This window comes from Oricola sp., from assembly GCF_022763245.1.
Taxonomy (GTDB): domain Bacteria; phylum Pseudomonadota; class Alphaproteobacteria; order Rhizobiales; family Rhizobiaceae; genus Oricola.
This window is the reverse complement of the sequence record NZ_JALEGV010000012.1, coordinates 39,444-53,744: the sequence shown is the minus strand read 5'-3', so window position 1 is coordinate 53,744 and position 14,301 is coordinate 39,444. Positions and strand designations below refer to the sequence as shown.

The following is a 14,301-nucleotide window of genomic DNA, read 5'->3' as shown; positions in this document are numbered from 1 at the left end:
AAACCGTGCCTTGAAACCGTCGGAAAGTGCCGGAACTATCGCGCGGACCACGGGCGGCGAGGGAATTCGGAACATGATCAGGGCATTGATGTGCGCTGCGATGCTGTTGTGCGCGGCACCGGCATGTGCGGGTGTCAAACCGGTGGGTTCGGAACCGTCGATGATGGCGCCGGCCGAGTATCGCGAGCGGTTCCTCGCGGCCTTTCCGGGCCTCGAGGGCTTTCTGTTCGACGCGCCGGACCTCGCGTCGCCACGCTGCGACGCAGCGGCGCCGCGCCGGACGCATGCGCTGATCATCGCCGCCGACCGGTTCGGCCAGTACGACCAGTATTTTCTGGAGGGGCCGGCGAACGACGCCGCACTTCTACGGTCCGCGCTCGTCGCGGGCGGCGCGTCCGACGAGAACATCGTGACGCTTGCCGGGGACCGTGCGAGCAGGGCGGGACTGGCCGCCGCGGCGCTCGACCTGTTGCGCAAAGTCGGCTGCGACGACACCGTCGTCCTCCATTTCTCCGGCACGACCTTCATGGCCGGCGAACTGGCCTTCGGGCTGTCGGGGCAGGCGCCCTTCGATCGCGGCGAAAGGGGCGTGCCGCTTGCCGAATATTCCGACCGCAACCCGAATGCCTCGGATCTTGCGCGGCTGGTGGAAGCGGGGCCCTTTCTGGCGCTGAACCAGGTTTCGGCCGGGCAGGCGCAACTGGTTTCCGCGCCGGCACTGTCTGAACTGGTCACGCAGTTTCGCAACCGCATGGCCAATGTGGTCGTCATCCTGGATTCGCGCCTCGTGGCGGACACCGACCTACAGGCGCGCCAGGCGCAGATCGACCCGGCGCGGCTGTGGACGGAAACGCAGATCCCGTTCGCGCCGGAAACGGCCGACGAGGCGATCGAATTTCCCGAGGCGACGAGGCTTTCGGCCGGGCATGGCGGGCTGACCACATTCTACGCGGCGGGGCGCACCGACCCGGCCTTCGAGATGAAGCTGCCGACCGGCGATCCCGACGGCGAGACCTACGGCATCTTCTCCTACAAGATCGCGGTGGCGCTTCTGTCCAACGGCAAGGCGACGGTGCCCGATCTGGCGCGGCGGGTGGAGACGGTGTCGCTTGCGGCGCATGACGGCGCCGAGGGGCGCGATCTCAACCGCCGCTACATCTTCGAGACGACCGATCCGTCGGTCGCCATCATCGCCGAGCAGCGGCCGCCGGCCACGCCGTCGCGCAAGGCGATCAAGCTGACCAACCCGGCGCCGACGCGGTCCGCGGCGCCGAAGAAGACGCCGGAGATCGAGATTCGCGGCCTGGTCGAATGGCCGGCGCAGACCATGATCGTGACGGTCGACGGGCGGCAGGCGCAATTGACGCCCGACGGTCGTTTCTCGCTTCCCGTGAAGCTGAAGCCGGGCCGAAACGAGATCACCATCTCGGCCCTGACCCGGGACGTCGTGTTCCACGAGCTGGTGACGGAGATCGTCTATGAGGGTGACCGCGAAGCACTGACCGGGACGGGAACGCGCTACGCCGTGCTGATCGCCAACCAGAACTATTCGGAACAGTCGGGCATGGCGCGGCTGGAGACGCCGTTCGCCGACATCGACGCGCTGGCCGCGATCCTGACGGACAAATACGGCTACGTGACCGAGGCGTCCTTCGACGGGCGCACCGTTCCCCTGGTGCTGAAGGACGCGAGCGGGCCGCAGATCGCCGACGTCCTGTTCCAGGTCAGCCAGTTCGCGGGCGACGCCGACAGCGTGCTGATCTATTACGCCGGGCACGGGATCTACGAGCAGGTGACGGGCGCCGCCTTCTGGGTGCCTGCCGACGCGCGGGCCGGCTATCCGCCCTCCTATTACGATCCCGACAATCTCTCCAAGGCGTTGACGCGCATCCAGGCGGGCAATGTCATCGTCATTTCCGACAGCTGCTATTCCGGCCAGCTTCTGCGGGGCGGCGAGGGGCCGGCCAAGGTGATCGCGGAGGACCGGCTGCTGGCTCTTCAACGGCTGTCCGACCGCCGGTCGCGAATCCTGATCACCTCCGGCGGCAACGAGCCGGTCGCCGACACCGGCGGGGGCGGGCATTCGGTGTTCGCGCGCGCCCTGCTGACGGGGCTCGAGGAGAATGTCGACGACGCCTTTTCGGCGCGCGAGCTGTTCGACGGCTTCATCGTGCCGATGGTCATCGGCCGGGCCGCGCAGGAGCCGCAATATCGCGCCATCGAGAAATCCGGCCACGAGGGCGGCGATGTCGTCTTCGTGAGGATGGACCGCGGCGACCCCTGAGTTTGCCGGAACCAATTCGACACAAGGGTGTTGTCGCTGCAAGGCTGACACTATATGAGATGGCGGAAAACGAGGCTGCGCCAGAAAGGCAGCCTTTTTGCGTTGGAAGAAAAGAGACCGAATGGCGAAAGAAGAAGTTCTTGAATTTCCCGGCGTGGTGACGGAATTGTTGCCGAACGCCACCTTCCGGGTGAAGCTGGAAAACGATCACGAAATCATTGCCCACACCGCCGGCAAGATGCGCAAGAACCGTATCCGGGTTCTCGCCGGCGACAAGGTGCTTGTCGAGATGACGCCCTACGACCTCACGAAGGGCCGCATCACCTATCGATTCAAATAGCCGACCTTTCGGGCCGGTGCCGCGCTTGCGCGAAACGGGGTTTCTTCTGCGACCATGAGCCAGGATCAGATATTCGTGCTGGCTTCCGGCTCGCCGCGGCGTGTCGAACTCCTGGAGCAGGCCGGGGCGTCGCCGGATCGGCTGCTGCCGACGAATGTCGATGAAACGCCGCTGAAGTCGGAGCATCCGCGTTCGCTGGCCCGCCGTCTGAGCCGGGTCAAGGCGGAGACCGGCTGGGAGCATCTGCGCGACAGCGACGCCCATCACAACGCGTTCGTCCTTGCCGCCGACACGGTCGTGTCGGTCGGGCGGTTGTGCCTGCCCAAGCCGGACCTGCTGGACGAGGCGTCGCAATGCCTGCGGCTCCTGTCCGGCCGAAACCACAAGGTGCATACCGGGCTCTGCCTGATCACGCCGAAGGGCAAGATCCGCCAGCGGGTCGTGGAAAGCCGCGTGCGCTTCAAGCGGCTGACCTCTGAAGAGATGAAGGCCTATCTCGCGACGGGCGAATGGCGCGACAAGGCCGGCGGCTACGCCATCCAGGGCCTGGCGGGCACCTTCGTCGTGCGGCTTGTCGGCTCCTATTCCAACGTGGTCGGACTGCCGATCTACGAGACCGTGTCGCTGCTCGGCGGCGAGGGCTACAATGTGCATGCGCGCTGGCCGCGGGTGACGGCCTGATCCGATGAGTGCGAAAGTCGAACCGCTGCGTCCGAAGCGCAAGTGCCCGGAATGCGGCCGTGAAAGCCGGCGCGAGACCTATCCGTTCTGTTCGCAGCGCTGCAAGGACATCGACCTCAACCGGTGGCTGTCCGGAAGCTATGCCATCCCGGTGACCGAGGCCGAGGAAAATCTCGACGACGAGTAGGCGCGGCCTCAGTCGCCGAAATGACGGCGCCTGACGCGCGTCGCTGTCCTGCCTTCCACCTGCACGATGAAGAGGTCGCCATAGTCGAGCGGCGGCGGATCCTTTGCCTTCAGGCTTGTCCAGAGCGCGGACAGATTGGGCTTGTTGCCGATCCAGAGCACGGTCTTGCCGGCATTGCCGCTCAGAAGCGTTCCAGCCAGATTGGTCGTCGGGACGACGCGCGGCTCGAGACCGCGGGCGGCGGCGAGCGGGGCCGCGGTTTCGCGATTGCGCTGCGTGTCCGGAATGTAGATCGCGTCGATGCGCGTACCCTTCAGAGCGGCGGCGAGAGCCTGGGCGCGGGCGCGCCCCTTTTCGTTCAGGCGATCCTCCAGAGAGTTGTTCCGGTCGCCGTGACGCACCGCGATGATCGTCGTGGTTGTCCCCTCCAGGTCGGGATCGGCGCCCTGCACGCAGCCGGCCAGGAGGCCGGCAAGGGCGACAAGCCCGGCGAGCAGCCGCAGTCGGGTGAGACGCATCGGATTTCCCCCTCGTCGATGGATCTACCAAATTTCTACTCAGGGGCGAGCGCGCAGGCAGCCGGCCAGCTTGCGTCGCGGGATGGATCCCAGCCTCCGCGGCCTCACAGGCGTGTCACCAAGCCGTGACTCGGCGCGGAGAAGTTGTGAAGTGCAGGCGCAAGGGCGCGCGCTATATAGATGGCAGTCGTCACGCTCAGGGAGGCTTCATTGTCCGTCTATCGCTACCCCGTTCCGCCCGCATCCGAAATCACGCCGAAATCCGTCGTGCTCAACCGCAGGGCCTTCATGGCCGGGGCCGCCGGGCTGGCGTTCGCCTCGCAGGTCGCGCCGGCGCGGGCGGCCGAGAAGCTGACAACCGTCGCCAGTCCGTTTTCGACCGACGAGGCGCCGAACCCGCTCGACGACATATCCGGCTACTGCAATTTCTACGAATTCGGCACGGGCAAGGGCGATCCGGCCAGCTATGCGGGCGACCTGACGACGCGGCCATGGACGATCGAGGTCGGCGGGCTGGTCAACAATCCCGGCACGCTGGATATCGACGACCTGATGACCAATTACACGCTGGAAGACCGGATCTACCGCCTTCGCTGCGTCGAGGCCTGGTCGATGGTCGTGCCATGGGTCGGCATTCCGCTGGCGAGCGTGCTGGAGAAGTTCGACGTCCAGGGCAGCGCCAAATATGTCGCTTTCGAAACGCTCGTGCGGCCGGAGGAAATGCCCGGTCAGCGCGCCGGCTACCGCATTCTGCCCTGGCCCTATGTGGAAGGGCTTCGCCTGGACGAGGCGATGCACCCGCTGACCATTCTCGCCGTCGGCCTGCATGGCGAGGTGCTTCCCAACCAGAACGGGGCGCCGGTGCGGCTCGTCGTGCCGTGGAAATACGGCTTCAAGAGCATCAAGTCGATCGTGTCGATCAAGTTCACCGAGGAAGAGCCGCCGGCGACCTGGAACCTCCAGAACCCGCGCGAATACGGCTTCTATTCCAACGTCAATCCGCAGGTGGACCATCCGCGCTGGAGCCAGGCGACGGAACGGCGCATCGGCGGCGGGCTGTTCGCCAAACGTGTCGAGACGCAGATGTTCAACGGCTATGCCGACCAGGTCGCCTCGCTCTACGAGGGCATGGACCTGTCTAAGTATTTCTGAGACCCGACGGTTCCGACAGATGGCGCAATCGAAACTCTGGACCGCCGCGCCCGAATGGGCCGTCTACGCGGTCGGCCTCGTTCCGGCCGCCGACCTGTTCGTGCGGGCTTTCTCCAACGCACTCGGCGCGGATCCGCTGCGTATCCTGGAAAACGGGCTCGGCGAATGGGCGCTCCGGTTCCTGATCCTGGGACTGGCGGTGACGCCGCTCATGCGGCTGGCGCGGATCAATCTGGTGAAGTATCGCCGGGCGCTGGGGCTGGTCGCCTTCATCTATGTCGTGCTGCATCTCGGCGTCTATCTGGTGCTCGACAAGCAGTTCTTCTGGGGCGAGATCGGGGCGGATATCGTCAAGCGGCCCTACATCACCATCGGCATGGCGGCCTTCGTTCTGCTGGTGCCGCTGGCGGTGACCTCCAACCGGCTGTCGATCCGCAAGATGGGTGCGGCCGGATGGCGCAAACTGCACAGGCTGGTCTATCCGGCGGTGCTGTTCGGCGCGGTGCATTACCTGCTGCTGGTCAAGGCGTGGCCGCCGGAGCCGATCATCTATCTCGTCATCGTCGTCGGCCTGCTGGCTTTGCGCTTCGTGAAGCCGGCGCGCAGGGCGCGCGGCGGCAGCCCGGGCCTTGCGCGCGAGGCCGTTCGCCAATAGATGAGCGGGACCAGCCGGCCGGACGGCCGCGCCTGTCATGAGCCGAAAGGCGGCGGGCGAGGAAAGTCCGGGCTCCATGGAGACACGGTGCCGGATAACGTCCGGCGGGGGCAACCCTAGGGAAAGTGCCACAGAAAGCAAACCGCCCCGTCTGCCTTTTGCGCTGAAACGGCAGCGCAAAACCAGGCGGGGCAAGGGTGAAAGGGTGGGGTAAGAGCCCACCGCATGGCTGGCAACAGGCATGGCACGGCAAACCCCACCGGGAGCAAGACCGAATAGGGACGGCACAGGGCTTCGGCCCGATCCTGTTTCCGGGATGTCGTCCGGGTAGGTTGCTAGAGGCGGGCAGCAATGTCCGTCCCAGAGGAATGGCCGTCACGGCGCTTGCGCCGTACAGAACCCGGCTTACAGGCCGGCTGGTACTCTTTCCCTCATGCGTTCCAGACGACCGGGACCTTCAGCGGCCCGCGAAAGGCCCAGCCGACGAAGGGCACGTCCGCGCCCTCGGCGAGGCGCAGGCCGGGCAGGCGGGCGAAGAGTTTCGGCAGCGCCACCTCGGCGATCAGGGCGCGCGAGGCCCAGGCGCCGGCGCAGAAATGCGGACCCGCGCCGAACGAGATCGATTTCGACAGGTCGCGGGTGATGCGAAATTCGTCGGCGTCCTCGAAGACGTCCTCGTCGCGATTGCCCGAGCCGAACATGAAGAAGAAGCGCTCCTCGGCCTCGTATCTGACGCCGTCGAGCTCGGCGTCGCGGGCGATGCGGCGCGGCGACATGCCGATTGGCGAGATCCAGCGCGCATATTCCTCGAAGGCCTGGAGCCACGTCGCCTGGCCGCTATCGACCAGCGCCCTCTGCCCGGGATGGGCGAGCAGGGCCCAGGCCGCGCCGGCAATCGCGTCACGTGGCTCGTTCTGGCCGCCGGAAATGGCGAGCTTGATGTTGGCGCGCAGCTGGTCTTGCGACAGGCCGGCGCGCATCTGCACCGACAGGAGCGAGAAATCCGGCGCGGCTTCCACCTGTGGAATGCGCTCGTCGATATGGCGGTCGATGGAGGCCGTGCAGTCGTTGCAGCGCGCCTCGACGGCCGGGTCGCCGGCGTAATTGGCGCAGCCGTCGATCATGCCCTGGCTGACGCGGTTCATCTCGGCGAAATGCATGTTGGTGAGCCCGGTGATCGCCTTCAGCGCCTCCGCCGAGAGCGGCATGGCATAATCGGCGACGAGATCGGCCTCGCCGCGCTGCGCAATGCCGTCGAGAATGCGGTCGGCGTCGCGCGAGAATTGCTCCAGCCACACCGTCTTGACGGTCTTCGGCGAGACGGTCGGGAAGATCGCCTTGCGCTCGACCGCGTGGGCCTCGCCGTCCTTGCGCATCATGTTCTCGCCCATCAGCTGCGTCATCAGGCCGCCGGGCTGGAGCGAGGAGAAGATGTCGGTGCGCTTCTCGTTGACGAAGATGGCGTCGCGCCTCGTCATCAGCGTCGCGCCCAGTTGCGGCACATAGGCGACCGGGCAGTCGCGCCGCATGATCTTCAACTCGGGATAGGGATCGCGCCAGAAGGCCTGCGGATCGATGTCATGGACCGGTGCGTTCGACATGGGTTCCTCCTCCGCGACGTCCGCCTCTTCTCGGTACCTGCGTCCGCGCCGCTGTCAAGCCGGAGCTGCGGGCGGTTTCAACCATTCCTTAAGGTTAACGCCCGCACACTAAAGAGGACCCTTGCGCAGGCGGCAGAGGCGGAAAGTGTCGTGCGCTCCCATTGATTCCCAGGCAGTCCCATGATATCCCAAAAACACACATGTCGGACCGGGCAGGATTGCCTCCTCCATCAGGAATTGAACGCCGCTCGCAAAGGGCGATCGCGGCGGGGCATGTCGCCTCGTGCGGCGCCTTTCGTCCTTTACACGGCGCTTCTGGATGGTCGGCGTGAGGTCAAGCCGCCTTGCGCGGCGCGGTGAACGAAAGTCTTTGTCGATGGCTGCGGGACGGGCCTTCAGCGGGGCGGAAGCGGTGAGTGTCGGGCGTGGACCGGTTTCTGTCGAATGCAGTGAACAGGATCGATTCCAAGGGTCGGGTCTCGGTGCCGGCCCTGTTTCGCAACGTGCTGCAGAAGCGCGGCCTGGGCGAGCTCTACGCGCTGCAGGCGATCGACATGCCGGCGATCGACACCGGCGGCACGGATCTTCTCGAACGCTACGAGCAGAGGCTGGCGCAGGACGACCCGTTTCTGCGCTCCTCCGACGACATGTCGCTCTTCTTTCACGGGGATGGCGCGTTTCTGAAGCTGGACGGCGAGGGACGCATGACGGTCACGGATTTCGTGCGCGAGCACACCGGCATATCCGACGAGGTCGCCTTCGTCGGGCGAGGGCATTTCTTCCAGATGTGGCGGCCGGACACCTTTCGCGCCTATCGCGAGGAAGTGCGGGCGCGGCTGCGCGCCCAGCGCGAGGCGCAGGCATGAGCGATGCGGCCCGCCATGTTCCGGTGATGCTGGACGAGGTCGTCGCCGCGCTTTCGACCGGTGTCGGCGAACATGTCGTCGACGGCACGTTCGGGGCGGGCGGCTATTCGCGCGCGCTGTTGGAACGCGGCGCCCGGGTGACCGGCTTCGACCGCGACCCGGACGTGATCCGCGGCGCCGAACCGATGCTGGCCGAATTCGGCGACCGTCTCGATCTCGTCGAGGCGCCGTTCTCGCAGATGGGCGACCATTTCGACGCCGGCAGCGTCGATGGCGTCGTTCTCGATATCGGCGTCTCGTCCATGCAGATCGATCAGGCCGAACGCGGCTTTTCCTTCCAGGCGGACGGGCCTTTGGACATGCGTATGGCGCAGTCTGGCCTCAGCGCCGCCGACGTGGTCAACGGCTTTGCCGTGTCCGACCTGACCCGCATCGTCGGCATTCTCGGCGAGGAACGCCACGCCGGGCGCGTCGCCCGCGCGATCGAGCGTGAACGCGCCGTCGGGGCGATCGAGACGACGGGCCATCTGGCCCGGATCGTCGAAAAGGCGGTCGGCCGGGGCCCGAAGGACCGGATCCATCCGGCGACGCGGACCTTCCAGGGGCTGCGCATCTTCGTCAATGACGAACTCGGCGAATTGGCGCGCGCGCTGTTTGCCGCCGAGCGCATCCTGAAGCCGGGCGGACGGCTCGTCGTCGTCACCTTCCACTCGCTGGAGGACCGCATCGCCAAGCGCTTCTTCCAGGACCGGGCCGGCGGCGCTGGCGGATCGCGGCACATGCCGGAGGTCGCCGAAAAGGCGGCAACATTCGAAATTCGAGGCAAGGCGATGGTGAAGGCGTCGGAGGCCGAAGCGGAGCGCAACCCGCGCGCCCGTTCCGCCAAGCTGCGCGCCGGCATCCGCACGGACGCGCCCGCGCGGGCCGTCGAAATGGGTCTGTTCGGCCTGCCTGACCTGCCCTGGCCCAATCTGCCGGGAAGCCGGAGGAGCGCATCATGATGCGGATCGTCAATATCGTGCTCATCGTCCTGATGCTCGGCGCGGCCACCTGGACCTACGCGGTCAAATACACGGCCGAGCGCCGGGTCGCGGAGATCGCCGAACTGGAGCGGCGCATCGGGCTGGAGAAGGAGACGATCAATCTTCTGGAGGCGGACTGGTCCTATCTCAGCCAGCCCGCGCGGCTGAAGACGCTCTCCGACCTTTATGGCGAGGAACTGCAGTTGCAGCAGACCGAGCCGCGCCAGATCGTGCATCCGCAGGAATTGCCGGCGGCGCCGGAACTGCCCATGAGCGACGGCGTCGCCGACATCATCGCCGGCAGCGCCCCCGATCCGATGACCACCGGCAGCGTGGGAGGCAACTGATATGGCCGCCACGGGCGTGAACACGAAAAGTCCGGCGCGCGAGAGCGTCGCGCAGGTGCGTTCGCGCACGGTGATCGCCGTGGTCTGCTTCCTCGCCGTCTACGCGACCATCGCCGGCCGCCTCGTGCAATACGGGTTCGCCGACATCGACGACGTCCAACACTACGCAACCATCGACCGCAGCCTTGCCTCGCGGCCGGATATTGTCGATCGTAATGGCGACGTGCTGGCGACCGACATTCGTGTCGCCTCGCTTTACGGCGAGCCGCGCAACATCGTCGATGCCGACGAGGCGGTGGAAGCGCTGTCCACGGTGCTGCCGGATGTTGACTACAAGGACTGGCATCGCAAATTGTCGTCTGGCGCGGCCTTCGTCTGGCTGCGCCGCGAATTGACGCCGCGCCAGCAGGCTGACGTTCTGGCGCTCGGCATCCCCGGCCTCGGATTCCGCACCGAGAAGCGGCGCTTCTATCCCGGCGGGCCGGTTGCCTCGCATATTCTCGGGCTTGTCGACGTCGACAATGCCGGGATCGCCGGGCTGGAGAAATATATCGACGACCAGGGGCTTGGCACCATGCAGGACCTCGGCCTCGATGTCGGGGTGGACCTGCCGCCGGTGCAGTTGTCGATCGACGCGCGCGTGCAATATGCGGTGCGCGACGAACTGAGCCAGGCGCTGGAACGCTACCAGGCGATCGCCGCCGGCGGCGTCATCATCGACGTGCGCACGGGCGAAGTCGTGGCGATGGCGTCGCTTCCCGATTACGACCCGAACAATCCGTTCAACGCCAATGACAAGGATCGTCTGAACCGCATGTCGGGCGGCGTGTTCGAGATGGGGTCGACCTTCAAGAGCTTCACCACCGCGATGGCGCTCGATTCGGGTGTTGTGAACATGACGGACAGGGTCGACACCCGGCCGTTCCGTGTCGCCGGCTACACGATCAAGGAATTCCACAACAAGGGCAGCTCGCTGACGGTGCCCGAGATCTTCAAGTATTCCTCCAATGTGGGCTCGGCGCGCGAGGCGGACATGGTCGGCGTGGAAGGCCACAAGGCGTTCCTGACGCGGCTGGGGCTTCTGAGCCGGCTGGACACGGAATTGCCGGAGGTCGCCACCCCGACGCAGCCGCATGAGTGGAAGAAGATCAACTCGATGACGATCTCCTTCGGTCACGGCGTGGCGACGACGCCGCTGAACACGGCGGTTGCCGGCGCGGCGCTGATGAATGGCGGATGGCTGATCCCGCCGACTTTCCTGCCGCGCAGCGAGGAAGACGCCAAGGCCTTGGCGCAGCGGGTGATTTCCGGCCAGACCAGCGACAACATGCGCGCGCTGTTCGATCTCAATGGCGAGCACGGATCGGGCCGTCAGGCGCTGGTCGAGGGCTACGCGGTCGGCGGCAAGACCGGCACGGCCGAGAAGGTCGTCAACGGGCGCTATGTCGGCAACAAGCGCTTCAACGCCTATCTCGCCGCCTTCCCGATCAACGATCCGCGCTATGTGGTTCTTGTCATCGTCGACGAGCCGAAACCGGTGCCCGGCTCCGGTCAGGGCGCGACGGCGGCCTCCAACGCGGCGCCGGCCGCCGGCGCGATCATCCGCCGCGCCGCGCCGCTGCTGGGGCTTACGCCGCAGTTCGGCGAAGGCGATGATACCTTGCTCGTGTCATATTGACGTATAAACAGGCGTGGGAAACGATTCGGAGCGTAGACCGGGACATCGCCATGCGTTTGCAGGAAATCGACGGGCTGTCTTTTGCAAACGCTGGGGCGTCGACGGTCGATGTCGAATTCTCCGGCGTGACGGCGGATTCGCGGCAGGTCGCCGCCGGTGACGTGTTCGTCGCGCTGGCCGGCGTCAAGCAGGACGGCGCGGCCTATGCGAAGGCCGCTGTTGCGGCCGGCGCCGTCGCCGTCATCTGCGGTACGGACGCGGATGTGGGAGAGCTGGCAGCGCCCGTGATCCGCACGCCGGATCCGCGACGGGCCCTGGCGCTGATCGCAGCCCGCTTTTTCGGTCCGCAGCCCGACACGGTGGTGGCGGTCACCGGAACCGCCGGCAAGACATCCGTCGCCTCTTTCACACGCCAGATCTATGCAGAGGCCGGTTTCGAGGCTGCGAGCCTCGGGACGACCGGCGTCATCTCGCCGAAGATCCGGATTACGGATTCGCTGACCACGCCGGACCCGGTGATGCTGCACACGATCTTGCGCGATCTGGCGCAGGCCGGCACGACCCATGTCGCGATGGAAGCATCCAGCCACGGCCTCGACCAGCGACGCCTCGACGGCGTTCGGCTTGCGGCCGGCGGATTCACGAATCTCGGCCGTGACCACATGGATTATCATCCGACGGTCGACGACTATTTCGGCGCCAAGATGCGATTGTTCGACACGCTGCTCGCCAAGGGGGCGCCCGCGGTGATCTTCGCAGACGACGCCTTTTCGGATCGGGCGATCAATGCAGCGACCGCGGCCGGTCTTGACGTCCTGACGGTTGGCCGCAAGGGCGGCTTCATCTCGCTGAAGCGGGTGGAGCATGAGCGCTACCGGCAGATCATCGAAGTGGTACATGCCGGCGAAACCTACCGGATCGAGTTGCCGCTGGCGGGCGAATTCCAGGTGTCCAACGCGCTCGTTTCCGCCGGGCTCGCCATCTCGACAGGCGTGGCGCCGGCAACCGCTTTCTCTGCGCTTGAGAAGCTGCAGGGCGCTTCGGGCCGGCTGGAACTCGTTGCGCATACCGAAGCGGGCGCGCTTGTCTATGTCGATTACGCCCACAAGCCGGACGCCCTGGAACAGGTCTTGACCTCGGTCAGGCCCTTTACCTCCGGCGAGGTCATCGTCGTCTTCGGCGCGGGCGGCGATCGCGACACCGGCAAGCGCCCGATCATGGGTGAGATCGCCAGCCGGCTTGCCGATCGGGTCTATGTGACGGACGACAACCCGCGATCCGAGGATCCTGCCGCAATCCGCGCGGCGATCATGGAGGCCGCGCCTGGCGCGATCGAAATCGGCGACAGGCGCGAGGCAATCCGCGCCGCGGTCGCGTCCCTGAAACGCGGCGACACGCTGATCATCGCGGGCAAGGGGCATGAGACCGGCCAGACGGCAAATGGCGTGACGACGCATTTCTCCGACCACGAGGAAGCGCGCGCGGCCGTCAGCAGGGAGACAGCATGACGGAAACGACGACCGAACCGCTCTGGACGGGTCAGGCGATGGTCGATGCGATGGGCGCGCGGCCGGTGCACGGCCTGCCCGAAGCGGTCACCGGCATCTCCATCGACACGCGCTCGCTGCAGCCGGGCGAAGCCTATTTCGCAATCAAGGGTGACCGGTTCGACGGACATGATTTCGCGACGGCCGCAGTCGCCGCCGGCGCATCCTTGCTCGTCGTTTCGGAAGCCAGGCTGCCTGCGCTCGGTCGGCTGACCATTCCGATGCTGGTCGTCGACGACGTCCTCGACGCGCTTGGCCGGTTGGGTGCTGCAGCGCGGGCGCGGTCGAAGGCCAAGGTCGTCGCGGTGACGGGCTCGGCCGGCAAGACGACGACGAAGGAAGCGCTGCGCCTTGCGCTGGCGCCGTCGGGCAGGGTGCATGCCTCGGCTGCCTCCTTCAACAACCACTGGGGCGTGCCGCTGACGCTGGCGCGCATGCCTGCAGACACGGATTTCGCCGTCTTCGAAATCGGCATGAACCATCCGGGCGAGATCACGCCGCTGGTTGCGCTCGTGCGTCCGCATGTCGCCATCGTGACGCTGATCGCCGCCGCGCATCTGGGCTATTTCGAGGATCTCGACGCTATCGCCCGCGCCAAGGCCGAGATCTTCACCGGCGTCGAGCCGGGCGGCCACGCCCTGATCAATCGCGACGATCCGCGCTTCAATCTGCTGCAGGACCTCGCCAGGCAGGCGGGCGTGAACAACATTCACGGTTTCGGTGCGCATGAGCGGGCGAAGGTCCGGCTCCTGAACGCGAAGTATTTTGACGACGGGTCCGCGGTGACAGCGCGGGTGTTCGACGAAGACGTCACCGCGATGATCGGCGCACCCGGTCGGCACATGGTGCAGAATTGCCTTGCGGTGCTCGGCGCGGCGCATCTGGCGGGCGCGGACCTTGCCATGGCCGGACAGTCGCTCGCTTCGCTTCGCCCGGAAAAGGGGCGCGGCCAGCGCCACATGTTGGCGGTCGGCGAGGGCGCCTTTACACTGATCGACGAGAGCTACAATGCGAACCCGACCTCGATGGAGGTCGCGCTCGAATTGTTGGCATCCGCGCCCGTCGAGGGGCATGGCCGGCGCATCGCCGTTCTCGGCGACATGCTCGAACTCGGCGATCATGCACGCGCCTTGCATGAGGGACTTGCCGGCGCGGTGACCGCGGCCGGCGTCGATCGGCTTTATCTGGCCGGTCCTGAGATGGCGGCGCTCGCGGGCGCGGTGCCGGACGACCTTGCGTGCGAGTACCAGCCGACCGTCGACGACCTGACCGCTTCCCTGATCGCGGCGCCGCAGCCCGGCGACGTGTTCATGGTCAAGTCTTCGAACGGCCTTGGCTTTTCGCGCATCGTCAAGGCGTTCCTGGACACGTATCCGGCCGTGGCGGAGTAGGGGTTGTGGGGACATCAACCGGCGCGCCGGGA

At 66.3% G+C, this 14,301-nt stretch carries 14 protein-coding genes and 1 other RNA gene; 13 read left to right on the top strand and 2 right to left on the bottom strand.

Features of this window, described 5'->3' with window-relative positions:
• Nucleotides 1-160 precede the first annotated feature (160 nt).
• The 4 genes from MRY80_RS04420 to yacG all read left to right on the top strand — a co-directional run bounded on the left by MRY80_RS04420 (nt 161) and on the right by yacG (nt 3,492).
• Complete coding sequence (locus tag MRY80_RS04420) at nt 161-2,284, top strand: caspase family protein (RefSeq protein WP_293288450.1); 2,124 nt, start codon at nt 161-163, stop codon at nt 2,282-2,284.
• Nucleotides 2,285-2,405: 121 nt separating this feature from the next.
• A complete protein-coding gene (gene infA / locus MRY80_RS04415) occupies nt 2,406-2,624 on the top strand; it encodes a translation initiation factor IF-1 (protein ID WP_175275088.1) in 219 nt (72 codons plus the stop codon).
• 54 nt (nt 2,625-2,678) lie between these two features.
• Nucleotides 2,679-3,305 (top strand): Maf-like protein, encoded by a 627-nt coding sequence (locus MRY80_RS04410; RefSeq protein WP_293288447.1) that lies wholly within the window; start codon nt 2,679-2,681, stop codon nt 3,303-3,305.
• 4 nt (nt 3,306-3,309) lie between these two features.
• Nucleotides 3,310-3,492 (top strand): DNA gyrase inhibitor YacG, encoded by a 183-nt coding sequence (gene yacG / locus MRY80_RS04405; protein WP_293288445.1) that lies wholly within the window; start codon nt 3,310-3,312, stop codon nt 3,490-3,492.
• 8 nt (nt 3,493-3,500) lie between these two features.
• Here the strand turns inward: yacG and MRY80_RS04400 are convergent, their stop codons facing one another.
• Nucleotides 3,501-4,010: a histidine phosphatase family protein gene (locus tag MRY80_RS04400; protein WP_293288444.1), complete on the bottom strand. Its 510-nt coding sequence runs from the start codon at nt 4,008-4,010 to the stop codon at nt 3,501-3,503.
• A gap of 180 nt (nt 4,011-4,190) precedes the next feature.
• On the opposite strand from MRY80_RS04400, the gene msrP reads away from it, so the two are divergent.
• The 3 genes from msrP to rnpB all read left to right on the top strand — a co-directional run bounded on the left by msrP (nt 4,191) and on the right by rnpB (nt 6,241).
• Complete coding sequence (msrP, locus tag MRY80_RS04395) at nt 4,191-5,162, top strand: protein-methionine-sulfoxide reductase catalytic subunit MsrP (RefSeq protein ID WP_293288442.1); 972 nt, start codon at nt 4,191-4,193, stop codon at nt 5,160-5,162.
• Nucleotides 5,163-5,181: 19 nt separating this feature from the next.
• Nucleotides 5,182-5,817, top strand: a complete 636-nt coding sequence (gene msrQ, locus MRY80_RS04390) for a protein-methionine-sulfoxide reductase heme-binding subunit MsrQ (RefSeq protein WP_293288441.1) — start codon at nt 5,182-5,184, stop codon at nt 5,815-5,817.
• Between the two features lie 10 nt (nt 5,818-5,827).
• Nucleotides 5,828-6,241, top strand: an RNA gene (gene rnpB / locus MRY80_RS04385) — RNase P RNA component class A.
• Nucleotides 6,242-6,248: 7 nt separating this feature from the next.
• Here rnpB and MRY80_RS04380 read toward each other — a convergent pair.
• Nucleotides 6,249-7,418, bottom strand: coding sequence for a cytochrome P450 (locus MRY80_RS04380; RefSeq protein WP_293288439.1), 1,170 nt, complete (start codon nt 7,416-7,418; stop codon nt 6,249-6,251).
• A gap of 425 nt (nt 7,419-7,843) precedes the next feature.
• On the opposite strand from MRY80_RS04380, the gene mraZ reads away from it, so the two are divergent.
• The 6 genes from mraZ to MRY80_RS04350 are packed head-to-tail and all read left to right on the top strand — an operon-like array spanning nt 7,844 to nt 14,269.
• The gene (gene mraZ / locus MRY80_RS04375; RefSeq protein WP_293289600.1) at nt 7,844-8,284 is read left to right on the top strand and encodes a division/cell wall cluster transcriptional repressor MraZ; all 441 of its coding nucleotides are present in this window, start codon (nt 7,844-7,846) and stop codon (nt 8,282-8,284) included.
• Nucleotides 8,281-9,285 (top strand): 16S rRNA (cytosine(1402)-N(4))-methyltransferase RsmH, encoded by a 1,005-nt coding sequence (gene rsmH / locus MRY80_RS04370; RefSeq protein WP_293288438.1) that lies wholly within the window; start codon nt 8,281-8,283, stop codon nt 9,283-9,285. The genes mraZ and rsmH overlap by 4 nt, the downstream gene beginning before the upstream one ends.
• Nucleotides 9,282-9,653 carry a hypothetical protein gene (locus MRY80_RS04365; RefSeq protein ID WP_293288437.1) on the top strand — a complete coding sequence of 124 codons (372 nt, stop codon included), beginning with the start codon at nt 9,282-9,284 and terminating at the stop codon, nt 9,651-9,653. The genes rsmH and MRY80_RS04365 overlap by 4 nt, the downstream gene beginning before the upstream one ends.
• Before the next feature lies 1 nt (nt 9,654).
• The gene (locus MRY80_RS04360; protein ID WP_293288435.1) at nt 9,655-11,331 is read left to right on the top strand and encodes a penicillin-binding protein 2; all 1,677 of its coding nucleotides are present in this window, start codon (nt 9,655-9,657) and stop codon (nt 11,329-11,331) included.
• A 50-nt stretch (nt 11,332-11,381) separates the two neighbouring features.
• Complete coding sequence (locus MRY80_RS04355; RefSeq protein WP_293288434.1) at nt 11,382-12,839, top strand: UDP-N-acetylmuramoyl-L-alanyl-D-glutamate--2,6-diaminopimelate ligase; 1,458 nt, start codon at nt 11,382-11,384, stop codon at nt 12,837-12,839.
• Nucleotides 12,836-14,269, top strand: a complete 1,434-nt coding sequence (locus tag MRY80_RS04350; RefSeq protein ID WP_293288432.1) for a UDP-N-acetylmuramoylalanyl-D-glutamyl-2,6-diaminopimelate--D-alanyl-D-alanine ligase — start codon at nt 12,836-12,838, stop codon at nt 14,267-14,269. The genes MRY80_RS04355 and MRY80_RS04350 overlap by 4 nt, the downstream gene beginning before the upstream one ends.
• The last annotated feature ends 32 nt before the right edge of the window (nt 14,270-14,301 follow it).